At 42.8% G+C, this 24,337-nt stretch carries 21 protein-coding genes; 2 read left to right on the top strand and 19 right to left on the bottom strand.

Annotated features, from left to right (window positions below; translation table 11 throughout):
- Positions 1–88: 88 nt before the first annotated feature.
- The 18 genes from ABV001_RS11140 to metK form a co-directional block, all read right to left on the bottom strand.
- A complete protein-coding gene (locus ABV001_RS11140; protein WP_352422868.1) occupies positions 89–502 on the bottom strand; it encodes a glycoside hydrolase family protein in 414 nt (137 codons plus the stop codon).
- 48 nt (positions 503–550) lie between these two features.
- Positions 551–1,000 (bottom strand): family 43 glycosylhydrolase, encoded by a 450-nt coding sequence (locus ABV001_RS11145; protein ID WP_352422869.1) that lies wholly within the window; start codon positions 998–1,000, stop codon positions 551–553.
- Between the two features lie 32 nt (positions 1,001–1,032).
- Positions 1,033–2,520, bottom strand: a complete 1,488-nt coding sequence (locus tag ABV001_RS11150; protein ID WP_352422870.1) for a tannase/feruloyl esterase family alpha/beta hydrolase — start codon at positions 2,518–2,520, stop codon at positions 1,033–1,035.
- Positions 2,521–2,642: 122 nt separating this feature from the next.
- On the bottom strand, positions 2,643–5,423 hold the full coding sequence (locus ABV001_RS11155; protein WP_352422871.1) for a glycoside hydrolase family 2 protein: 2,781 nt from the start codon (positions 5,421–5,423) through the stop codon (positions 2,643–2,645).
- Positions 5,424–5,615: 192 nt separating this feature from the next.
- Complete coding sequence (locus tag ABV001_RS11160) at positions 5,616–7,172, bottom strand: hypothetical protein (protein ID WP_352422872.1); 1,557 nt, start codon at positions 7,170–7,172, stop codon at positions 5,616–5,618.
- Positions 7,173–7,213: 41 nt separating this feature from the next.
- A complete protein-coding gene (locus ABV001_RS11165; RefSeq protein ID WP_352422873.1) occupies positions 7,214–9,085 on the bottom strand; it encodes a cellulase family glycosylhydrolase in 1,872 nt (623 codons plus the stop codon).
- 8 nt (positions 9,086–9,093) lie between these two features.
- Positions 9,094–9,768 carry a DUF3823 domain-containing protein gene (locus tag ABV001_RS11170; protein ID WP_352422874.1) on the bottom strand — a complete coding sequence of 225 codons (675 nt, stop codon included), beginning with the start codon at positions 9,766–9,768 and terminating at the stop codon, positions 9,094–9,096.
- 20 nt (positions 9,769–9,788) lie between these two features.
- Complete coding sequence (locus ABV001_RS11175) at positions 9,789–11,621, bottom strand: RagB/SusD family nutrient uptake outer membrane protein (protein ID WP_502929874.1); 1,833 nt, start codon at positions 11,619–11,621, stop codon at positions 9,789–9,791.
- Positions 11,622–11,633: 12 nt separating this feature from the next.
- Positions 11,634–15,077: a TonB-dependent receptor gene (locus ABV001_RS11180; RefSeq protein ID WP_352422876.1), complete on the bottom strand. Its 3,444-nt coding sequence runs from the start codon at positions 15,075–15,077 to the stop codon at positions 11,634–11,636.
- A 183-nt stretch (positions 15,078–15,260) separates the two neighbouring features.
- Entirely contained in the window at positions 15,261–16,436 is a 1,176-nt protein-coding gene (locus tag ABV001_RS11185; protein WP_352422877.1) for a FecR family protein, read from the bottom strand.
- Between the two features lie 95 nt (positions 16,437–16,531).
- Positions 16,532–17,131, bottom strand: coding sequence for an RNA polymerase sigma factor (locus tag ABV001_RS11190; RefSeq protein WP_352422878.1), 600 nt, complete (start codon positions 17,129–17,131; stop codon positions 16,532–16,534).
- Between the two features lie 102 nt (positions 17,132–17,233).
- Entirely contained in the window at positions 17,234–17,935 is a 702-nt protein-coding gene (locus ABV001_RS11195; RefSeq protein WP_352422879.1) for a TatD family hydrolase, read from the bottom strand.
- Positions 17,936–17,938: 3 nt separating this feature from the next.
- Entirely contained in the window at positions 17,939–18,202 is a 264-nt protein-coding gene (gene yidD / locus ABV001_RS11200) for a membrane protein insertion efficiency factor YidD (RefSeq protein WP_352422890.1), read from the bottom strand.
- 5 nt (positions 18,203–18,207) lie between these two features.
- Entirely contained in the window at positions 18,208–18,609 is a 402-nt protein-coding gene (locus tag ABV001_RS11205; RefSeq protein WP_352422880.1) for a ribonuclease P protein component, read from the bottom strand.
- Positions 18,610–18,689: 80 nt separating this feature from the next.
- Positions 18,690–19,454, bottom strand: a complete 765-nt coding sequence (locus tag ABV001_RS11210) for a uroporphyrinogen-III synthase (protein WP_352422881.1) — start codon at positions 19,452–19,454, stop codon at positions 18,690–18,692.
- Positions 19,451–20,341 carry a DUF4271 domain-containing protein gene (locus tag ABV001_RS11215; RefSeq protein ID WP_352422882.1) on the bottom strand — a complete coding sequence of 297 codons (891 nt, stop codon included), beginning with the start codon at positions 20,339–20,341 and terminating at the stop codon, positions 19,451–19,453. The genes ABV001_RS11210 and ABV001_RS11215 overlap by 4 nt, the downstream gene beginning before the upstream one ends.
- A gap of 19 nt (positions 20,342–20,360) precedes the next feature.
- Positions 20,361–20,945 (bottom strand): LOG family protein, encoded by a 585-nt coding sequence (locus ABV001_RS11220; RefSeq protein WP_352422883.1) that lies wholly within the window; start codon positions 20,943–20,945, stop codon positions 20,361–20,363.
- 140 nt (positions 20,946–21,085) lie between these two features.
- On the bottom strand, positions 21,086–22,390 hold the full coding sequence (gene metK, locus ABV001_RS11225; RefSeq protein WP_352422884.1) for a methionine adenosyltransferase: 1,305 nt from the start codon (positions 22,388–22,390) through the stop codon (positions 21,086–21,088).
- A gap of 301 nt (positions 22,391–22,691) precedes the next feature.
- On the opposite strand from metK, the gene ABV001_RS11230 reads away from it, so the two are divergent.
- Positions 22,692–23,708, top strand: coding sequence for an N-acetylmuramoyl-L-alanine amidase family protein (locus ABV001_RS11230; protein ID WP_352422885.1), 1,017 nt, complete (start codon positions 22,692–22,694; stop codon positions 23,706–23,708).
- A gap of 33 nt (positions 23,709–23,741) precedes the next feature.
- Positions 23,742–24,041, top strand: a complete 300-nt coding sequence (locus ABV001_RS11235; protein ID WP_352422891.1) for a nucleotidyltransferase domain-containing protein — start codon at positions 23,742–23,744, stop codon at positions 24,039–24,041.
- 19 nt (positions 24,042–24,060) lie between these two features.
- Here ABV001_RS11235 and ABV001_RS11240 read toward each other — a convergent pair.
- On the bottom strand, positions 24,061–24,337 hold a 277-nt coding region (locus ABV001_RS11240; protein ID WP_352422886.1), incomplete at its 5' end, for a hypothetical protein.

Here is a 24,337-nt window from a genome sequence, read left to right on the forward strand (position 1 = left end):
TTTTCACCTTGAGGTTATATCTCCTCATAAAGGTTCTGATTTTATTATAATGTATATCATCCATCTTATTTCTCCCAATATTTAATTGTCACTCATATACAGGCGTAGGCTTTCCCTCCTCATCGATAATCAATTCCCTCACAAATATGGCACTACGTCTGGGATGAATTTGATCGTGCGTATGATGAATCAAAAATGTTTTATTGTTGTTTTGATAAATACATGGATGCCCCGCGTTAAAACGGGTTAGGAATTTCCAGTTATCTAATCCATCGGGTGATTCGTACACTCTTGCTTCCGAATAATCATCCACAATCATAAAATGCCTTCCCTCTTGCATCCAATAGAAAGGAGCTTCATGTTCCACATCTTCGATAATAGGACCTCGCACTGTCCATTTGTACAAGTCGTCGCTTTCGGCCACCCATGTATGGCCACCGTGGTATTCGTCCTTGTAAGCCATCTGCCACTTACCACCCACCTTATACACACACGGATCCATACCGGTATCAGACGACAAGGGAATAAACGATTCGAAAATCCAATTCTCTCAATCCTTACTTGTATAATGTTTGATGTAGCGTATACCCTTGCCATAGTGTCCAGTGATACTCGGCACATAACTCACATACATGTGGAATTTTTTCTTGTGATAGATAACCGATGGTGCCCAAAGCGAATAATCATCTTCGACAGGATTCTCTAAACGCTCACCTTTGCAGGTTCCGACATAACGCCATTGACGACCATCTTTCGAAGCGGCAATGCCAATTTTGGTTCCTTCCGCCCAGATCACCCCTTCACTTTCTAATTCGGCTCTCCGCTGCGTGTAATACATATAAAACTCTTTTTTTACAGGATTCCAAAGCATGGACGGATCGGCGCTGCCGTACCATACGGAATCGACATAAGCCGGTTCCGTATCCGGCAAATGAAATTCTTGGGCTAAAGCGAATAAAGACGCTTCTAAAAACAATAAAGCAGCAACAATTTTTCGCATGCGCATAATTATTTAAAAGAGATTGAATAGGTTTATTTTGTCAAATACCTTTCAGCAGGAAACAAGACATTTCCCCTTTCATGAATATCCCTTTCATAACTAAATGAAAGATTCGGGTCGCCGCCCTTGTATTTAGGAAAGGCAGGATAGGGGAATACGGGACGTTGCATGCGGATACCTTTTTCCGGATTCCCTTCGTGAAAGCTGGTAAAGATAAACTTTTCGGGCGCCTTGTCTTTCTCTACCCAGGAAATCAAAGCGGTCAACATATCGTGTTCATCATCCTGCAAAGTGTCCATTCCCCCTGTTTGCCCACATTCATTCAGCCCGGGACCTCCGCCACAATGCGCCATCCCGGGGATAATGAAGTAGCGGAAAAAACCTTGTGTTGTTTCCAGTCCTCCTGTTTTCTCCGTTACCCTTTCATAATAGTGTAAGGCATCTTGATAAGGAACAAGCGCATCGTTTGTTCCGGTGTACATCAATAATTTTCCGCCCCTTCTTTGAAAAGGTGTCAAGTCCGGATCGTTGGCATTCAGGCGAGGCGCCAGTATCCTGTCCATCTTGTCCATATCTTTATCAAAATCAAATTGCCGGAAATCGAAATTATTTCCCCATATCCAATGGAATTGATAAAACAAATCATGTGCGCCGTTTCCTGTTTGCTGGTAATCGATGCCCCCTCCCCCTATCTCGCTGCCCAAAGGGTACGGAGTATATATCCTTTCTCCCGTAACCGGATTGATCGGGCCGGTATAAATTTTTTTCAAGACCTCAATCTGTTTGCTTGTCAATGTTCCTGCCAAACGATCGAAGTCGAAGGAGGCCATCCGTGGGTCTGTCAAAAAATTATCTTGCGGAGATCCCCCATCCTTACCCGTATTTTTTTCCAGAATGGCGTTCGTTATCGTGCGCAATTCCTCGTCGGAGAACGTGCAACCGGGTTCTTCGTTCGTTACCTTGTACACCCAAAGAAAACCCGCATGGAGGTGTGTCCGGTTGTTTGCCGGAGCGCCCGCAATAATCCCGTCATAATCTTCAGGAAAACGTTGTGCTTCCATCAATCCCTGTTCTCCGCCGGTGGAGCATCCCATAAAATAAGAATACCGGGGAGCTTGTTTGTAATATGCTTCGGTCAAAGCCTTGCCGATCACAGTCATTTCGTGGGTGGCCCGGTATCCAAAATCGTCCCACCTCTCCGGATGATCAACGAGGGCATCCACTCCCGCAGAAGTGCCCATATCGGTATGCGCTACGGCAAAGCCCCGTTGAAGTCCCGTAAGTAGCGACCAATAATTAATTGCCCCGGCACCACCTCCGCTTCCTGTTCCCAGAAAGCGGCCGTTCCAATTGTCCACAGGCAACCACACTTCCATCCGGATATTCGAATCGTCGGATGGCCGGGCTGTAACGGCTACCCGTACAAACGACGGGAGACCCGAATAACCGGTATCCCAACCGGGTGGTACGAATGTGCCATTGGAAATAATTTCCAGCCCGGTTATTGTTGCTCCCGGCAATTGTAACTGTTCAAATGTCCTGCGCAGTTTTCCCGTTTCTTGTCCAATAAGCTACTCCAAAATAAAACAACCAATAATGCAATTCTTTTCATGCATAATCCATTTTGTAATATCATATCCTGTTATTCTTGAGCTTTCACAAACACCACCGTCGGGTCTAACGGGAAACGCCCGAAGTCTTTGCCATACACGGCAATACCACCGTTCATTCCTTCCAAAACTTCAAGACGAATCTTGAGGGGTTGCCCTTCGACCAACTGTTCACGGGGAATAACCGTTTCAATCAGGTATCCGTATGAGCCGGCTTCATGCATCGTGTTGTCTCGCGGTTGTGCCGCCCAGGAAAGCACGCCCCGGTGGTCGGCCGGATCGTCTGGAAGATACGCTTCATCGCAGGTTGTCCCGTTCACGCTGATGCTTACAAACGAGGGAAACATCTCCTGATCGGACATCGCATAGGCGTTCTTGCTTTTACGCATATCGACAAGCGCCCCACGCATGTAGTCGAGGTCTATATTCGTCAGATTTGAATCTTCCATATCTTTGCCGAACAACTCTTTCGCCGAGATCTCAATATTGAAAGAGGCGATTTCGATGTCGTCCAAACTGAGCCCGGAAGGCCACGGTATCTCATATTCGAAATAACCGTATCCGGCACCGTTTACTTTCCTGCCATCCAGCACATTCCATTGTTTCAACGACCAGGAGGCACGGGTGAACGCGTCGGCAGGGGTGGAAGAAACGATCAGTTCATTGTGGGCTTGAGGGAGTTTGCCCTCTTTCACCCGCAACAGCACGAAATTGCGTCCCATCACTTTGCCTGTCTCGTTTTTGAGTTCCATCTGCAGGGCGTATACTCCCGTTTCTTGCGGCATCGTTACTGTTGCCGGTGCAATCAACTCGTTACGGAAAGCCTTGAACTCGACCGGATATCGCCCAATCGTCTTGCGGGGGATTTCATGTCCTAATGCGTCCCACCCAATCAGGTTGGTTTCGAGGGTAAGCCTGCCCGGATTCTTGTCCGTCATGAAGGAGACGAAGAGCGGCGTTTCCACCTTTTCGCCCGCTTTCACCTCGCGGAAGAGTTCGCCCTGTGGCGCTATATAATAGAGGGTATGAAAATCGGCAATGCTCATTCCGGGAACAAATGCCGAGAGGCCGTCGTATTTGGGTGAACGGTCGTAACGCACATACCCGTTCCATTCGTTGATCACGTCATGATGTTCTGTATAGAGCCATCCGGCCACTTTCGGATGAGATCGGAACTCGTTGATCATGATGTGGTAATCCCAGGTATAATCCGAGTCGCCCGCGCTGCCATCATATCCCCACACGTTACCGCACTCGCTGTTGAACATCGGCACGTTGTCGCCTTGTTTATTGCCGTTGATATAATTATACGTTGATCCCGGGTAGGTGTTTTTGACGACATCGTCGAGATACGCTTTCCAGCGATACCCCGGAAGGTAGCGGTGCCAAGTGTTCAGGTCGCTCTCTACATGATCGTATTTATCAGGGGAGTGGTCTTCCACCAACCGGGTGGGGTCGAGTTTTTTGGAGAGGTGGTACATTTCACGCACCCATTCCTGTGTGTCGGTGTGGTAGGCATGTTCGCCGTTCTGGGTGGAGGCAAGTCCCCACGTCTCGTTGAAATTCACCCACGAAAAGATGGAGGGGTGGTTATAATCTCGTCTGATCTGGTTGCGCATGCAATGCTCCCAGTCCACCTTGCTCATATCGGTAGGCTCACCCCACCAGTTGGGCACATCGGCCATGATAAGCAGTCCGAGCTTATCGGCCCAATAGAGTTTGCGGGGCACTTCCACCTTGATATGGATCCGGTTGCCGTTCAACCCCAGACTTTTGGAAAGAAGAATTTCGTCGCGCATGAATGTATCGGAGGGGAAAGTGTAAAACCCCTCGGGGTGATAACTTTGGTCCAGGGCAATCTGCAGGTAAACCGGCTTGTTGTTCAAGGCCACGTATGGATAATCGGTGCCGGGCATTTTCTCCACTCCTATTTTCCGTTGTCCGAAATAGGTGTGTACCACGTCGACCGCCTGGTTGTTTTCGACCAGGGCGGCTTCCATCTCGTAGAGATAGGGATTGTCCAAATCCCATAGCCTTTGGTTTTCGAGCTTGACCTCAAACTCCTGTACCAAGTCGTTTTTTGTCTTCCCCTTGGGGGTATGGATATAATCGGCCTGTTCCCCGTTTTTGAAATGCAGGCGTATGCGCGTCTCTTTCGCCGGCGCTTCTTTCAACCTGACCGATACTTTTACGGTGGAACGGTCGATGTCGGGCGAATAATGGATGTACTCCACAAAATTGTTTCCCCGGGCTTCGAGGTAGACTGTTTGCCAGATGCCCCGCACGTTCCCGTATCCCTGCTTGCCGTCCAGACGCTGGTCGCTTGCCGTATCATCTGCGCGGACAATCAGGTTTTGCTTTTTGCCGGATTGTACCCGGTCGGTCAGTTCAAACTCGAAAGGCGTATAACCGCCCTGGTGTGAGCCCAGCTCCTGTCCGTCAAACCAGACTTGGGTGTCCCACTCGCTGGCACCGACAACCAGATAGATACGCTTGCCCTTCCATTCTTCGGGGATTTGCACTTCCCGCCCGTACCAGCCGATATCGCCACCATCGGGAACTCCTGAAAGTTTGGAACCCCATCCGAAAGGCACTTGGATATCCATGTCTAACGGAGCTACCTCGTTATTTTCGATAGCACTGTTTGCCAGCTCCTGACTGAAAGTGAATTTCCACGATCCGTTCAAGTTGATCCATTCCGCCCGTTCAAAATCGGGACGCGGATGTTCCGGTAAAGGGATTATGTCTTGGGCTGATAAGGTGCTATAGCTAAGTAATAGCAGGGTGTAGAGAAGTGATTTGATTGGTTTCATGCGTTAATTGTAGTTGTAAAAACTGTAGCAAAAGTAATCTCTCGTTGTAGATTCACTCCAGCTACAGTTCTTATTTATTTTTGAGTCCACTCCGATAAGTCGTTTTCTTTAAAAACAATCCCTCCACAATACCCTGTAAGGTGGGTAAAATTGGCAAAATAGGGTTTTCGGAGTGGACTCTTTTTCTATTTTTTAATCTACTTTGATGACAACAATAGGTTCCTCGGATATATTATAATCTTTTAGTCGGTAATGTTGACCTTTGGAAGGAGTCGGCATATAGGATCCGCTCCCTAACTTATCACTAATAATCGGATAAAGGTCAAGTTCATTTTTTGGCTTGAAAAGCAATACACAATAATCATCCATTACAACATATCCGATTTCAAATTCCTCATTTTGAGGATTGACTATTGTATGATCATTCATTTTTAAATGATCACCAGAAAATCTCAGATCAAGATCAACAGTAAAGTCATCTCTTAAATCTATTTTTAACAACGAACGATAAGGAGATGTTATGATTGCTCCTAAAACATGCCATTCTGAATCAAAGCCGGACAGATCCGTATATATAATTGCATCTGAAGTTGTCTTTCTCACTCTCTGCAATAACGACGGATCATAGGGATTCAAGAGATGAGGATTCTCTATTTCACAATTGACAAATGTGTATTTTTCATCCACGTCCCAACCAATTATTGGGACATTGAAATCAAAAATTGTATAGTTTTTATTTCGGAGCGTAAATATAGAGTTTGAAAGCTTTACCCTGGGATATGTTGAGGTTATTTTTTTATCCCTATATATAAAAGATGTTCCAAAATTATCCAAATACGAAAATGATATGTTCTGGTCAAGCATCAGAGTTGGTGCATTGTTTTCGGTAATGACAATACCTTTATCGACGGTGTCATAATAAATCTGGTTAAATACAAAAAAACCTCCACATTCAATCCGGATGCCTTCAGTATTCCGATAATTATCTGCTGCACCCAAATCAGAGCCTCCAGTTATTCCGTAGGACAATATATGTACATTATTTAAAATATGCCCCGCTGATTTTGTTACAATCGCCTGTTTTGTTCCGTAAATAAAAGTATCGGAAATTTTTTCATCATGGCACGAATGGTCTATATAAATACCAATTACATCATCATTGGAAGACATTCCATGGATGGTGACATTATCAATTTTGGTATCCGAGCTACCAGTACCATAAAAGTCATCAGTCACACTAATTCTGATATGTGTTTTCCGACCCTTGATCAGGGATATTGAACGCAATTGTACCAATTGCTTCAAACCATTCACCATAATTCCATTGTCAGCATTGTAACAATCAAAAATACCACCTTCGATATAAGAAAATTGTCTCAATGAAGGGTCTACAATATATTTTTCTGAATATCCGATTTTCAATAATGCCTCTAGGTGGCTGTCGCATTTTATCAATGCATTTTTATCGAAGACTATATTGACATTTTTGCTATAATCCAACGGCAAAACAATAGGTTCTGTCAAGTTATATACTCCCGCAGGAAAATAAAGTGTTTTTTTGTACGAACTACGCACCAAATCATTTAATTCAGGCCCGATACTAGTCCCATCATTTTTTATCCCATGACGTATGACAGATACAATATCCTCATTGATCGGTTCATTTCCATTATTAGAAACATCATCAGCACTACATCCACAAAGCCATCCGTAAAAAAATAAAAATAGTATAATAGTTCTGAGTTTCATTATTCAAAAAATAAAATTGATTTATAAATAGCATATATCTTTTACAGAATAGGAGTAGTTATCGGCTTGAACCCGAATGAATCAATCATCTCTTTATCATACCAATCACCGGTATTATACCAGAAAACATGGCTTTTGGAAAAAACATCAAGTGTTTTCTCGGCTTCGGATTCTGACGGGGGTGTCCATTCCGTACAAACCAAAGGTCTTCCGTACCTGTATGCGATACTTGTTAACCACCCTGTTTCAGATGCTTTTTGATTGGAAGAGAAGGCGATGACGTCTGACAACGACCATATCAAATTACAGAGTTCAGGCGTACTGCCACCTTCGGATATCAACATATCCCAACCTTTTAATCTACCATGAATAAGTGCTTCCTTATACCGGAAATCGGAAGGGAAGTCTTTCACACGAATATGCGGTGTAGCCAGCAGCGGTTGATTCGGATATTCAAATCGTGCGAAACGAAAAAGTAATTGTAACAAATCAGTCAGTTTAGCCGTATTTATTTCCATTGCTCCGGGATACGTATAAATTTCCCATGCCTGAATACGTGGATCGGTAGCATATCGTCTGACAACCTTAGCCACATAAGTAGCTAGTACGGAATCTTTCTCATTCACATCTTTATCGGACAACAAGGCGGGCAGGATCCTTCTTCCGGCTCCTTCCGCGCGATCAAGCAATTTATCCATATTTTGATAAAATAAATTTTCATCCTTCTTCCATTCCTGATAACTACACTTTACCCTTTCACTATTGTATTCAGTGGCGTAAGAAGATTCACCCTCTTTGTAAGCCACACCTTTAATCGGACCGGCAACCATCCATTTCCATGCGCGGTCTTTCGTCCACCGTTCCGTCCATTCCGCACCCGGATCTGTATTTTCATTGCTTTCTGTAAAGCGGAAATTACGCAACCAATCCAACTCTCTTCGGTCAATAGGCTCTCCATCGGGGTGAAGCAGTTCATGAAATACAGGATCAAATGGTTCGTATGTATTCCTTCCCCAAGTAACAGTCCAGTTCATATCGCACATATACAATCCCCAGGTATAGAAATGGATTTGATGTTTCGCAAAGGGTATGAATGTACGGGGGAAAGTAGACCCTGTTGTCCTGGCAATTGCTTCAGTACAAATAAGTGGTCTATTGCTTATTTTCTGTAACCGTTCCACCATCCATTCTATCCGCTCCATGTGGTCGCTGCCAGATTCATAGTGATGAAAATTATGTACGTCCATGATGGCTTCCACTTCACTACGTCGGGAGATTGCCCGGCTAACGGAGTCAGGTCTTACTCCTGAATCATAGAAAATAGAGGCGGTAATCGGCTGGACAGGGTTCTTTTCTCGGCACCATCCTACCATTGCTTCTATCCAATCCATCTGCTCGTACATTTCCGGAACATCATCCATTCTAGGTTCGTTCCAAATATCCCAAAGAATTATGCGTTCGTCATTTGCAAAGGCAGCAATAAGCTCTTGGGTGAATGCTTTTGCTTCTCCCATTGCTTTTTCTTTATCCGGTTGTTCGAAATACATATAAGAGATAGGCAAAACCGGTGAAATAGTAAGCCCTAGAGCATCAGCTTCTGTTGCTAGTTCTTCAATTAGCGCTATATGTTGTTTCACATCTCTTCCCGGATTCTCAAGAGCAATGTTATCCGGATAAGTCTGAATCCAAAAACGGACACTATTAAAACCCTGTTCTACCGCCTTTTCCAGAACTTGCTTACGCGACATGCCAGGATACGCACCTACAGGCTCATTAAAGCCCTTGATTATCCCCACTTTTTTATGCCATGCCCATGCCTCCTTTTCCGTCCATTGCGCTCTGCCTTTTTGAGCAAATACATAAACAGGAGTAATTAGTAGGCAAATCAATACCGGTATGATTATCCTTTTCATAAAATCTCCTATTTTAAATGTACAATTTCCGAGTATATTCCCTGATCCGCACCTTCGGTCCACACGCACACACGTCCAAAGAGCGCTTTTGCGTTTGTGACACCTGTATTGTTCGAAATATCAGCTTCAATATCCACAGGACCTACACTTAAGTCACTATACTCCTTACGGAATATATTGTTGATATCATCAACGAATTGAGTATTGTTCAACAGTAATAAAACATTCGATATTTTTGCAGTATTAACAATTTGATTAATTGTAAATGAAGCATTTATTTTAGAACCATTCATGGATATGTTATCATCAGAAATCATGAAGAAGGGAGTCACATCCAAATCAACAGCTGTATTCCCTTTAACGGATATTTTCAAAGAATCACGGCTATTGACCCATGGACCGTTGCCATCTCTTTTTACCAAGAGATAATCTCCATCAAACAAGGTGGCAGAGAAAGAACCATCCTGCCCAACAAAAACATTGATCGGATTAAAGTAATCATATCCATGTTGATACAACTGCAAACCAACAGCTCCACCTGTTCCACGTAAATTCAAAGGCGTTCCTTCAAAAACAATCTTTCCCGATAGAAAAGAGTTGGGTGCGTCATAATTATCTTTCGCACAGCTTGCTATAATGCAGCCAAGACACAGCAAAATAAGCAATTTTTCTATATTTTTCATTATGTAACTGATTTAAAACATTATTGATATGGATTTTTTACTAATAGAGGATTTTTTCCTAACCAATCATTATCAAAGGGATAATAATAGTTTCGAGCGCGGAAATAACGTGCATTTACCGACTTGTAAGCAAATTTCTCTATGAATACCCATTTACCGTCATTCGGGTCACCGGGAGCGACCACCAAATAGGGGAACAATTGGCGGTGACGTGCTAATTCATCATTATTGTCTCCATTCCAAATCTTATCCGCCAAACGCCAACGTATCAAATCCCAATATCGATGATCTTCAAAGGCAAATTCCACACGACGCTCATGCACAATCTGATCAAAATTCAAAGTGAGTAAAGGTTGCACTCCTGCCCTATGACGGACTGCATTGATATTTTCCAAAGCTACAGGAATATTTCCTAATTCAAAAGCAGCTTCACATGCAATCATATAAGCCTCCGATATGCGAAAACGGGGATTCCACATGTCTGAGCCAACCTGTGATGCCATCGGCGTTTCATCCAAAAATTTACGACAATAGAAACCTGTTTTATTCACATTCTGACTGGGAACCTCCAATGGTCCGTTTTTAGATGTAATAGTCCGTCCGTCTGTATCAGTAGAGCCCAACTCACCGGTACGTATTTCCCAATTTCCATCTCTCTTAATCAACTGACCTGATTGCAAAGGAACTTCCATACCCCGAAACTGTGCACTCGGATAGATAACGGTTCCCCAGAGACGAGGATCCCGGTCTTTGAATGGGCCATCTGCAGAATCATAAAATTTATATGTCCCATTCTCCGTGGTTGCAATTTTGTGCCGTTGACCTGGAGTTGTTGTTTGGATGGGTTCATAATCCTCCACTAAATTCAAAACAGGAGTAAGGTAAGATGATGCTCCTCCACCTTCGAAATGCGTCATCGGCATATTTGCAGTAGAAAAGGAAACAGTCAATCCCGGATAATATGCATCAATTGCCCATATAATTTCCGTATTCCCGTCTTTTACACATACCGCCTCATAAAAATTGCGTCCTTTATCATCCGGATATTTATCCTGCAATTCGTAAACGTTGCTTTGGATCACCTCTTCTGCCGCTGCCTGTGCAATTTTGTAATAACTCTCTGCTTTTTCCGACGGAATTCCTACCTCTCCGTTTTCAGTCCGGATAGGTACTGTCATTCGATTGTTATATTTAGCAATTGAGGCTACCGTGAGAGCTGTACGTGCTTCCAATAGTTTAGCGACCCATTTATTCGCCCGTGCACCATTTGTTTGCTTCTCGGCCGGAAGAATTTCGGCAATCGCCTTACATTCATTGATGATATAATCGTATGTATCTAATTCTGTAGAACGTGCCATTAGCAATTCGTTGACATCCATTCCTGCTTCATAAGTAAACACATCATCTCCCACAATAGGCACCCCTCCAAGACCTCTACAACTGACGAAATAATACCACGCGCGCAGAAAGCGCACCTCACCTTCCAGCCTATTTTTCTCTTCTTGCGACAAATTCTCAGTTTCACGTACTCCCTGCAAAAACTGATTAACGTCACGAATATATCCATAGTTATAAACCCGCCAATAACTTTCATGGAAAGTAGATTCATAACTTGGCCCGCTATCAGAAATCAAAGCTTCATCTAGTTGACTGTAAGCCCAAGGGTCATCCAAGTGCTGTCCCCACCATCTGACTCGTCCATATAAATTGGAGAGTACAGATTGAATCATTTTCTCATCTTTAAATATCTGTTCATTGGTAAGAACCCTATCCGGTTCTATATCCAAAAAATCATTACACGAGATTATAGATAGCATTAGTGCTATGAATCCTATCCACATATATTTTTTCATACTCATAACATATTAAAATTTAATATTCAATCCAACATTCACTATCTTAGGAGCAGGATAATCTAATCCGGCATCATTCGAGGTTTCAGGATCCGTATAGAACGTATTTGTCCATGTAAACAAATTGGTTCCAGACACATACATCCGAAGATCTGACAGTTGAATTTTAGCCAACCAAGATTTAGGAAAAGTATATCCAAATTCTAGATTCCTCAATTTCATATAATTGGTATTAACCGTCCAGAATGTACTATGTCTTGAATAGTTTGAATGGTTGTTGTTTCCTGCTATTAATACCGGGTATTTTCCCGGCAAGTATTCGCTATTGGCATCCCATATATCTGCCAAATGCCAAGTATCTTTCATATAATATTGTGGATTGTTTCCCCCATCGTGAAATGGACGCATGCCTTCCCAATTCCGGCTCCAGGAACTCAACGCTCCGCCCGTCAAGTCGAAAGCCAAATCAAAACCTTTCCATCCGAAAGAAAAATTAAGTCCCCAATTTAAAATAGGCAATCCTCCTTCCGCATACCCTATAGGGCGCTCGTCCATCCAATTGATTATACCATCTTTATTCACATCTTTGTAAATAATATCTCCGGGACGTATCGTCTTGTTGCCCTGTCCGTCCAAATCAACGGGATAGACTGTAATGTCTTCCCAATTTCGGAACTGCCCAATAGCTTCATATCCCCAATTGATATTACCGATGCGATGATGCTTTGAATTCCGATAGTATTCCCAAGAATTACCAAAACGGGGCTTATATTGTTCCCAGTCATAAAAACGAGAATAGGTGAAATTTCCTCCTACCGCATAACTAAAATCACCGACTTTGTCACTCCATTTCACCGACATATCAAAACCTTTGAGCATATCGGAATTCAAATTTTCTTGCGGCAAAGAAAAACCGACTTCAACTGGCAGGGAAACATCATACCTGCTTGCCGGCAAACCAGTACGCATACGTCTAAAATAATCAAATTGCGTTATCAATCGTTGCTGCAAAAAAACAGCATCAAAACCCACATCCAAAATTTTAGCTTTCATCCAGGAAAGGGTCGTAACAGGCAATCCTTTCGACTGAGAACCAACAACGTACTGTCCATTAATTACACCACTTGTCCCTCCATAAACATATCCGGAGAGGTAATCAAAATTACCATAATTCCAGACATTGTCGTCGCCCACAACTCCATAAGAACCCCGGATTTTGAAATCGTCAAAAGTCTTTGATAATCTGCTATTTCTCCAGATATTTTCTTCGGAAATTCTCCATCCGACTGAAGCCGATGGGAAGAATCCCCAGCGATGGTTAGGAGGAAATTTCCAAGACCCGTCATAACGCGCTGAAAAATCCAATAAGTATTTATTGGCATAATCATAATTAGCCCGGAATAACCAACCCAATCTTGCAGAGGCATTATTTTTGTTCCAATCACTAAAGCTATTAATCGATTTAAAATCAATCAAGTCAATAACGTTTGAAATGGGAATGGAATTTAGATTGAATCCGGGGTTTTTCACTTTTATAGCCTCAAATCCAACAATTGCATCTAATTTATGAATACCCAATTCCTTATTGTAAGCCAATTGAATATTAGAAGTGAGGGTTTCACCATGTGAAGTACCTCTGAAGTGGCTTCCTTCCGGTCTTACTTTAATTTCATCATAAACGTCAGAGTTCTCATCATACGAATATAGGCTATAAGAATATTCATGTTTATCATTCCGGTTATAAGTAAAATAATAACCGAATAAACCTTTTAACTTAAGCCCATCCATTATGCCGTATTCAATATCACCATTCAGTTGAAGTACACGCCAAGTGTCATCACTATACCCTAACTGGTCATAATTATAAATAGCAAAATTAGTCATACCGTATGAAGAAACGAATTGAGGATATAATGGGTTATCATTCGCATACGGTCCTTTGGTTGGCAAATTTCTATACATAGACCATCGGGGTATCCAATAGATATTACTTTCTGGAGATGCCGGATTTTTACGTTGTTCCAAACGACCATTCATCGAAACACCTATTTTTAGGCGATCACTTATCCGTGTATCTATATTCATTTGAATATTTGTCCTGTTGAAACCATCGAAATTCCTTATTATGGCATCTTGATCCAGACGGCCGATAGAAACATAATAGTTGGATTTCTCCGTTCCTCCCGAAACATTTAAATTGAGATAATATTGCGGTGCGGTACGCCAAATAAAATCGGCCCAGTCAAATCCCCGGTATCCTTTTTCTGTACCGGCCTGCCATTTGGCATAATCTTCAGTACTAATTGTACGAGTTGCTCCACTTATTGTCTCAGACTGAACATAATTATGAATATACGTCTTAGCATTAGCAGGTTCGGCAAATCGAGACAGCGACTGCCAGCCATAGTAACTGTTAAGAGTAACGGTGTTTTTGTCCCCCTTTTTGCCACGTTTGGTTGTCACCACAATAACACCATTAGCCGCACGCATTCCATAAATGGCAGCAGAAGCATCTTTTAATACCGCAATGGACTCAATATCGTTAAAGTCTATATTATTAAATTGTCCCTCGTCGGATTGCATCCCATCAATGACAAACAAAGGCGTTCCCATATTACGGATATTCATTGCCACACTTTGTCCGGGTTCTCCATTATATTGACGGGTATTTAAACCCGGTATTTTACCAATTAAAGCGCCGGAAGTTGTAGAAGCATTAGATCGTTCAATATCCTCAGAAGCTATAGATGAAATCGCACCGGTGAGAGTTGCTTTTTTCTGAGATAAACCAAAACCGGTCACTACCACTTCATCCATCACATGCACATCTTCGTTCATCTGGATATTGATTTCTTGGCGGTATCCAATAGTTTCTTCAATTGTCAAATAGCCGATATACGAAATCTGAAGCACTGCATTTTCTTCAACCTGCAGTGAAAAATTACCGTCTATATCCGTAACCGTACCATTCGTTGTTCCTTTCTCAATCACATTTGCACCGATTATCGGCTCTCCGTCTTGATCAATAATAGTACCGTGAACGGCTCTCTTTTGTTGTTGTTCAATTTGAGTAGCAACTGCCTGTTTTTGCCTTTCCTCTTTCGAGATATACACCTGCCGGTCTGACACTTTATAGGTATTATCAGTCCCTGCGAACAGTTTATCCAACACATCATTTATTCTTTCCTCTTCTACATGAATCGACACTACCCGCTCGGGATCTAAGGTTTCACGATTGTAAAGGAAAATATACTCGCTGTTTTTTTCTATCTCTTTAAAAACTTCACGCACAGTTTTATTCTTCAAATTTAGGTTTAAAGTAGTTGCTTGAGAATAACTGTTGCCGGCATAACTGATGCTTATTCCTATGGTAAGGAACAGTGCGACGAGCTTCATGATTCTAAAAGTTTTTTGAGTATTAGCGATTTTTAGGAGAATGCTAATTTTTTTTGTCATATATTTGTCTTGATTTAAAGGTGATACACTATAGTTTGCTTTTTAATCACGGGATCGGATGGTGTTTGGCGACGTTGTCCGATCTTTTTTAGTTTCGTTTTATCCTGTATCTTCCATACTTTTTTATTTTTTCATGTTTATAAATACAATAGTTACTTATTCATATTAACCCTGTCAATATTTTTACTTTGTACTCACTCTATACCCTCCGTTTTCCTGCTTTACACTAATGGGAAAGGAAAAAGTAAGCCCGTTAAGGACTTCTCCAAGGTCGTTTTTCAAGTCAACTTTTCCTGTACATTTCTGGTTTACAAGTCCTTCATCGAACAGGATTTCTTCGCCATAATAGCGCGAAAGTTTGGTCATCAAGACATCCAGCCGTTCATCTTCTGCATACAGAATACCTTGTACCCACGAAATATATCTCTCCACATCCACTCGCGTTACGGATACCTGTCCCGCTTTGTAATCGTATATTTGTGAGGGTGTCAAATCGATTTTCTTAGCATTTTCATTGGAGGTTATTTGTACCGCCCCCGAAGCGAGCACAACTTGTGTGCCGGCATCTTCTTCATAGGCCTGCACATTGAATTTTGTGCCCAACACACGCACCGCGATTTCACTTGTCCTGACGATGAAAGGTTGTTTTTCATTATGAGTAACATCCAAAAACACTTCACCATTCACATAAATTTCCCGTGTATCGCCCGTGAAACGGTTGGGATAAACCACCTTGGTACCGGAATTTACATGCAAAGTTGTGCCGTCGGATAAAGTAAGCCTTGACCTTTTTCCTTTCGGGACGACAAGTTGACTGTATTCTGTGGTATTCACTTCAGCCAGCGATTTTCCTGTCACCTGGATACTATCGGTATTATAGGCGATGTCCGCCTCTTTCTCTTCAATAGTGATCAGTTGATCGGATGCGACATACAATTGAATATCTTTAGAATCAGAATCTATGGATAACGAATTGGCATGTACAAAATCCAACAACCCCGGCTCCTGATTAGCATTAGGTTTATAAATCTGATGGATACCCAATAAAAGCAAAACAGAGGCTGCACCGGAAAGCCAGTAAGTTAGGGTTCTCCGTTTTCTGCGTTGCGTTACACGGTGCTGAAAAGTATCATGATATACTTCTACTTGTGCTGATGTAAGGGGATAATCATTTAATCGGACCTGGGTCTTATACAACTCTACAGCATCCTCTATCAAAGGTTTTAATTCGGGACATTCTGCCATAACTTTTGTCCAGTATGCATTGTCTTCTTCTAATTGAAAAAGATTCCATCTCAAAAAATCATCCTCCTTGAGAAAGTCAATAGCCTTGTATCCCTGATATTTACTTATCTCCATCTATGATGTATGCTGTCGATTGTTTTGATAGATACGAATAAGTTGCTTTTTTGTGAGTGTTTTATCGGATCAATTTAGTTAATAAAAGTTATGGATTAAAATTTACCGTATAAAAGCCCGATAAAGACAAGCATGGGCAATATTTTATTTTCTTTCCTGATGGTATGGATGGCTTGTGAAACCAACTTACGGATAGCCATTTCTGATTTATCCATCATTTCTGAAATTTCGCTATATGCAAGCTCTTGTATATAACGTAGATAAAGGGCCTCTTTTTGTGATGATGAGAGTACGGATAATAATTTTTCTATCTTTTGCTGTATGATCATGCGGTCTTCTTCTTCGATAATTTCATCCAACACGGTAGTTTTGATCGAAAAATTCAATACTTCGCCATCAATATCACCGACCTTCGCAAATGATTTCGATTTAAAAAGATCATACAACCGGTTTTTCAATGATTTAAACAGAAAATATTTAAAATGTTCTACGGAGGTAAGATGTGGTTTATCAAAAAAGACCTTCAGGAAAACATCTTGCACGGCATCCATCACATATTTCTCCTCCGCACCCAAGCTTCTGCCATAAGCATACAGGTCATTGATAAAATATTTGTAGAAGAAAGAGAATGCCGCTTCATCTCCCTCTCTAAACTTTATAAAATTATGTGCTATCTTTTCGGGTGTCACATCCATGTATTATGTATCTCCTCCATGGGTAGGAGTCAATCAGAATTTCCATATTTTATTTCTATTACGCTGCGAATATAATGCATTTTAGAAACAAAACAAAAGAAATTAATCCTCCTCCTCTTCCTCGTCGGGATAATAAGGCTTGGGAGGTTGAATTGTGGGGAATATCCGGCGTACATTCGCGGCAACCCTGTCGGCAAAATCCTCTACATCCATATTCAATGCCTGCGAAGTTTGCAGATAGACCTGACGGATAGGCATTTCTCCTTCATCGGTTTCACAGAATAAGGAGTCGAGGGGTATCAGTTGCATGGAGTCCACATTGATATTGTCCCCAATAGAGAAGAGAAAACCCTCTTTGACCAGTCGTGCCGTAAGTTCCGGTTTACTCCGGTAACCATGAATGACCCAGGGTTGGGAAGGCTTCACCTCTCTTCGAACCTGTATCAACTCCTCCCACGCTTTTACGCAATGGATGATTACGGGCTTTGACAATTTTTCGGAGAGTTGGATATGCTTCTTGAAAACGGGGATCTGTAGGTCGAATGAAGGTCCTTTTAATCTATCGAGGCCTGTCTCGCCTATGGCGATAATGCGGGGATTAGATGCGATTTCGAACAGATAGTCCATCTGGTTGTCACTCTCTTCTGTATACCATGGATGGATTCCACACGAAAAAGCATGGCGCGAATAAGATTCTTTGGCTACTTCAAACTCAAGGGGATAAACGTCAAAGATACACGAATGATAAGGATCATCGCTATCTTCAGTAAAAATCTGATGGGTGTGTACGTCGTAAAATTCCATATTTTAATTGACCTCTGCTTTCGGACTTCGCTTTTTAGGCTTAGGATCAGGTACGGGATCATATCCCGAACCTCCCCAGGGATTACAACTGATGATACGTTTGACGGATAAATACAAGCCTTTGAAAGGTCCATGTTTTTTAAGCGCTTCTATCGTATACTGGGAACAGGTAGGCGTATAACGACAACTGGGCGGGGTAAGCGGAGAAATAACAGCCCGATAGAAATAAACCGGTAGAAGCAGGATCCACACCAGTACGTTTTTGATTATTTTCAGCACTCTTTTTTCTCTTCAACACGGTGATTCAATTCCCTTATAGCTTTCTGCATTCCCTTTTCCGCGGTGGCATAATCACAAGGTTCATCCACCACACTGATAAATGCCACGTCCAGATGCCTTTCTTCTCCCGACTTCCAGAAAATAAACTGGTGTTTATTCAATCGGTAAGCTTCTCTCGCAAGCCGCTTCATCCGGTTACGGTCGACTGCCGATTTCATCCTCTTTTTAGGAACGGAAACAAGTATCGACATCGGAACCGTTCCATCTTGCGTCGTTTCCAGATATACTACCCGAAAGGGATACGACATAAAAGATCGCCCCTGTGCAAAGAGGGTCTCAATTCTTTTTTCGCCTGTTACCCGCTCTTTCCGTATAAATCTGAAACGTTGTTCCATATATATGCAATCCTCCGAAAGCAATTACATTGGCAAAGATAATTGTTTTTGGAATCAATCGCTGCAGATTTTAAAAAAAATCAAGCCCAATGTTTGTGGTTTTCTTTCAGGAAAGCTTCCAATGCGGCAGTCATGGAGGGGTAATCGGGTTGAGGGGCCTCGCAGTCGAGTCTCAGACCCGCGTCCACCACCGCCTTTGCCGTTGCATTACCGAAACATCCAATCGCCGTGTCTCCTTGTTTGAAATCGGGGAAATTCTTCAATAACGATTGTATTCCTAATGGACTAAAGAAAATAATCATATCGTAATCGAACTTCTCATCTTTATCAAAGTCGTTACTTACTGTCCTGTACATCACACTTTTGGTATAGTTTATCTTCTTCTGGTCAAGGAAATTGGTTACTTCATCATTATGTTCTTCCGGAACGGGGAAAAGAAATTTTTCTTTCCCGTGCTTGGTAAAGGCATTATTCAGTCCATCTATCTTACCGGTCTGGCTGAAAAATATTTTCCGCTTCCTATAGACAATATACTTCTGCAGATAGAGGGCCACAGCCTCCGAAACACAAAAATATTTCATCGTTTCGGGAATGGTGATCTTCAACTCTTCACAGATCGAGAAAAACTTATCAACCGCAGTCCTCGCCGTGAAAATAACCGCCGTAAAATCAAGTATATTAATACGTTGCTGACGGAATTCTTTCAGGGGGACCCTTTCTACTTTGATCAGAGGATAGAAATGCAAGTCGAGATGAAACCTTTCCGCTATCTCGTAGTAGGGCGATTTTTCGCTACTCGGTTTAGGTTGTGATATGAGAATTTTCTTTACTTTCCGCGTATTCATATAATGTTGTCTCCTGCAATAGTTATAGCAAAAAGTGCCCCTTTATACAGTAGTAAATAGGGTGCAATTTCAGTCCCGCAAAGATAGACAAAAAAGTAGAAAGGATGTATCTTATTTTTAACAAAAATATTTAATAACTCAATGTAAATGACCATCCGACTGATAAAAAAGAGTATAGCAAGGAGAATGAGCATAATAATCCTAACTTCATGTAAATAAACATAAAAAACAACAGGAAGGAAAGATATAACTCCAAGAATTTCCATCATCCGGGAATAGTAAGTGGGCCAGCCTTTCATCTCATTCTGTAAAAAGAAAGTGCCGATCAACTTGTAGCCTGCAATTTTCAGGTAGACCAACAGTCCAAGTCCTACAAAAATCCCCACAAAACCAACTACCTGCATTCTCATGGAGAACAAGGAAAATTCCTGGCCCCATAATAACGAAAAAATCAGGATGGAGAAAATCAGCACAGCCTGGAGCAACAGATAAAACTCTCCCCATGCCTCTGTTTTGGTCACCTGGCTCTTATGTATGGATGTAACCGGTTTCCCGAAAGAAAAAACAGTCTTAAAATTACCCTTCAGGGCTGTTCCTTCCCATCGAAAGATAAAGGCAAACAACATAAAACTAAAAAGGAAGAGAAGAAAGAAAACAGAGTTTACCCAGGGAGAAAAAGGGAATGGGGCGCCAATGGTTCCATCCGGTAATAATTGCATGGATAAAGCTGTCGCCTCATCAAAATGAAAGAAAAGCCGGGTGCTGTCAGTGGGAAAAAGGTCATACTGCCCGAAACTCATCTGACATGACTCCGGAACGGTCCGCTCCACCTCAGCCTTTAAATAGTAAGGGAGAGTGTTGCCAATAGTATCTGAAACCAGTATCATCTTTTTCAGTACATAACCATTAGTCGTATTTGGTATAATCGGAATTCCAGTCAGGAATAGTGCAGATAAAACCGACCGCCTCTTCAGGGGTGGCTGCAACCTGCCATAACTGACGGTAAGCCTCTTTCATAAAGTTTTCACTAATCATCTTTTCAAAAAAGGAGAGCAACGGCTGGTAGTAATTGTTTATATTTAAAATAATCACCGGTTTATAATATAAGCCCAACTGCCTCCAGGTAATAATCTCCGCTAACTCTTCCAACGTGCCCACTCCTCCGGGGAGTGCTATTACGGCATCGGCTGATTTCACCATGGCGGCTTTCCGCTCATGGATAGTCTCGGTAATGATGGTCTCAGTAAGGAGCGAATGCCCCCAGCCTGCATCGACCATGAATTGGGGGATGATTCCTTTCACCCTGCCTCCATGTTGCAGTACCGCGTCATTCAGTGCCCCCATCAACCCATCTTTTCCGGCACCGTTGATACAAGTATACCCGTTCTCCGCGAGTAACTTTCCCAACTCCGATGCTGCATCAAAATAGAGCTGGTCGATCTTCGCACTGGATGCACAATATACCACTACTTCCCTGTTTCCGTTTTCCATCTTCTTTTAGAATAAAGAATAAAGAGTAAAGAATAAAGACTTTTAGAATCAAGAATAAAGAATCAAGACTTTATTAATTGACAAAGGAAAATGGATAATGAACCTAACCACTTAGGCACTTAACCACTTAGGCACTTGCCCTACAGTCCAAACTCTCTTTTAATTCTATCCACATAATCCAGTTTTTCCCAGGTAAACAGTTCCACTTCAACCCGTACCGGCTCCGGCATATAACGTGAATTGAACACTTTCTTCACGACTTTCGGTTCACGTCCCATGTGCCCATAAGAAGCAGTTTCCCTGTAAATGGGATTACGCAGTTTCAACCGTTGTTCGATCGCTTTCGGGCGTAAATCAAACAATATCCCGATCTTTTTTGCGATCTCCGCATCAGAAAGATTTACATTACTCTTTCCAAAGGTATTCACATAAATATTCATCGGTTCAGCCACACCAATTGCGTAAGACACCTGGATCAGCATCTCCCGGGCAACACCTGCGGCCACCATATTCTTGGCGATATGCCGTACTGCATAGGCTGCCGAACGGTCCACTTTCGAAGGATCTTTTCCGGAGAAAGCGCCTCCCCCATGCGGGGCTTTTCCTCCGTATGTATCCACAATAATTTTCCGGCCGGTCAATCCGGTATCGCCATGGGGGCCACCAATCACAAACTTCCCTGTCGGGTTTACATGATAAGTGATGTCACCATCAAATAATTTATGCACATCTTTTCTTCCTCTATACTGCGCCTGTACGCGTGGAATAAGGATGGTTTTCACATCCGACCGGATACGCGATTGCATTCTTCTATCGGCTTCGAGCACCGCTTCTTTCGTGTTGTCTTTCGGCTTTTCAAATTCATCATGCTGTGTCGAGATCACAATGGTATCGATGCGCTGGGGCACTCCTTCTTCATTGTATTCGATAGTCACCTGCGACTTGGCGTCGGGGCGAAGATAAGGCATCAGTTCCGGTTCATTCTTCCGGATATTAGCCAGTTCCTGTAACAACGCATGGCTCAAATCGATCGGCAGGGGCATATAGTTTTCGGTTTCATCGGTAGCATAACCGAACATCATCCCCTGGTCACCCGCCCCCTGATCCATAGGATCGGCTTTTTGATCCACACCACGGTTGATGTCATCCGACTGTTCATGTATACTGGAAAAAACGCCGCATGAGAGCGCTTCAAAACGATATTCACTTTTGATATAACCAATATCCGCAATAACTCCACGTGCTACTTCGGCCACATCGACATAGGTATTCGACTTGACTTCGCCTGCCAGCACAACCTGTCCGGTTGTTACCAGGGTTTCACACGCTACTTTGGAATCACGGTCGTATGCTAAAAATTCATCAAGCAAAGCATCCGATATCTGATCGGCCACTTTATCGGGGTGTCCTTCCGACACCGACTCGGAGGTAAAAAAATAATTCATTCTTAATCTGATAAAAATTAGAAGAACCGAAGCAATGAAGAGAAAGGAAAATGCGGTAAAGCGTTTTAGCATTTTTTTCTGTGGTTGCAAGCAGTTCAAATCTGTCCACACTCAATCTTATCGTTTGCAAAGGTAGTAATAAAACAGGCAGGAAGTTCCGAATAAAGGTTAAAATGTATTATCGGTTCTTTCTACAGGAAGGGAAACACAAATAAAATTGCTATTTTTGGCAATGATCCGGACAAGTTACTACACTTCCCATTCTTTTTTTGCATTGTGGGATAAAACAATATTTTTGTGTATGAAGATCCATTTTTTCCGCACTGTTTTTATATGGGTACTGCTTTCAGGAGTTCTGCCGTTAACAGCCCAGGATATGGCCTATCCCATAGAGGGTGACGGCGTGTTCTCTTTTCTGCGCCGATGGAACAGGATCGGCGATTCGTATGTACAGGAATTTATGGAATTGAATGCCGAGCGGCTTAATGCCCAAGGCGGACTGGAATTGGGTACGGTTTACCTGATACCGCCATTACATCCGGGCGATGTGTATCCGCCTTCCGAAGAGATGGCAAGCGGCGGAACCGATCCCTCTATTTTCGGGAAAAGCCTAAGTGTGATCACCCCCCAATCAGACCGACTGAAAGATGCCTGTTTTTATATCATCAGCGGGCACGGGGGGCCTGACCCGGGAGCAGTTGCCCGGGTGGGTAACCGGCAACTGCACGAAGACGAATATGCATACGACATGGCTTTGCGGCTGGCACGCAACCTGATGATGGACGGCGCCACGGTATATGTGATTATCCAGGATCCGAACGACGGCATCCGGGATGATATGTACCTGAACAACAGCTCAAACGAGACATGCATGGGTGAGCCCATTCCCAGGAATCAACTCGACCGCCTAAAACAGCGTGTGGACAAGGTAAACGAACTATACCGGCGTGACAAAGAGAAATTCAAATATATCCGCGCCATCGATATCCATGTGGACAGCCGCAACCAGGGAAAACGCATCGATGTGTTTTTCTATCATTCCGGTGACAAGCATTCCAAATTGCTGGCGACTACCATGCGGGACCTGTTCCAGGTAAAATATGACACACATCAACCCGGCCGGGGCTTCGGTGGATTTGTGGAGCAACGCAACCTCTATGTGCTCCGCCACCTGAAACCGCCTTCCATCCTGGTAGAAACAGGAAATATCCAAAACGAATTTGACCGCCGCCGTATCCTTTCAAGTAACAACCGCCAGGCATTGGCCAACTGGATGGCGCAGGCATTTTATGAAGATTACAAGAAATCTGTGAAATAATGGCAAGATCTGTGACAAGCTCGAAATGCTGCCATCAGCACCGTCAGGAACTATGCCCGGGAAATAGAAGAAAAAGGTGTGAATTTGCATAAAGCAATTCTCTTCGATTCTTTTGCCAAAGGTACTCAGCACGAATGGTCGGACATTGATGTGGCTTTGGTTGCCGATGAATTTACCGGTTTGCCCGACGATTGTGATTTATTTCCCTATATAGGTATAAAGAAACCATATATCCGGATAGAATCAAAAACTTATCCTACAAGATATTTTGAGCAAGGAGACCCCTTGATTGACGAAATAAAAAAAACAGGGATTGTTGTTTTCGATAAATAACCCTAAAGCTTCAATAGGTTCATTCCACTTGCCCCGCAATCCATTGCAGGAAGGTGGTATATTTCAGTTCTATTTTCGCGGGAAAAGTAAAGGGCGCCGGTATTTTAATGGTCCGGGCATCATTATCCAAGGGATGGACCTCCACTTCGTACCAGCCTCCCGATGAAGAGACGTACAACGTGTCGGGAACATCATGGAAGATAAAGCGCACCGGCACCGCACCTTCCACCGGAGGATTTGCCGCTATAAAAGCGAAGTTTTCCTGCTGCGCCATAGCCCGTTGCGGTATCCGTGCC

Origin of the sequence: Proteiniphilum sp. (genome assembly GCF_040307845.1) — a bacterium.
In the GTDB taxonomy this organism is placed as follows: domain Bacteria; phylum Bacteroidota; class Bacteroidia; order Bacteroidales; family Dysgonomonadaceae; genus Proteiniphilum.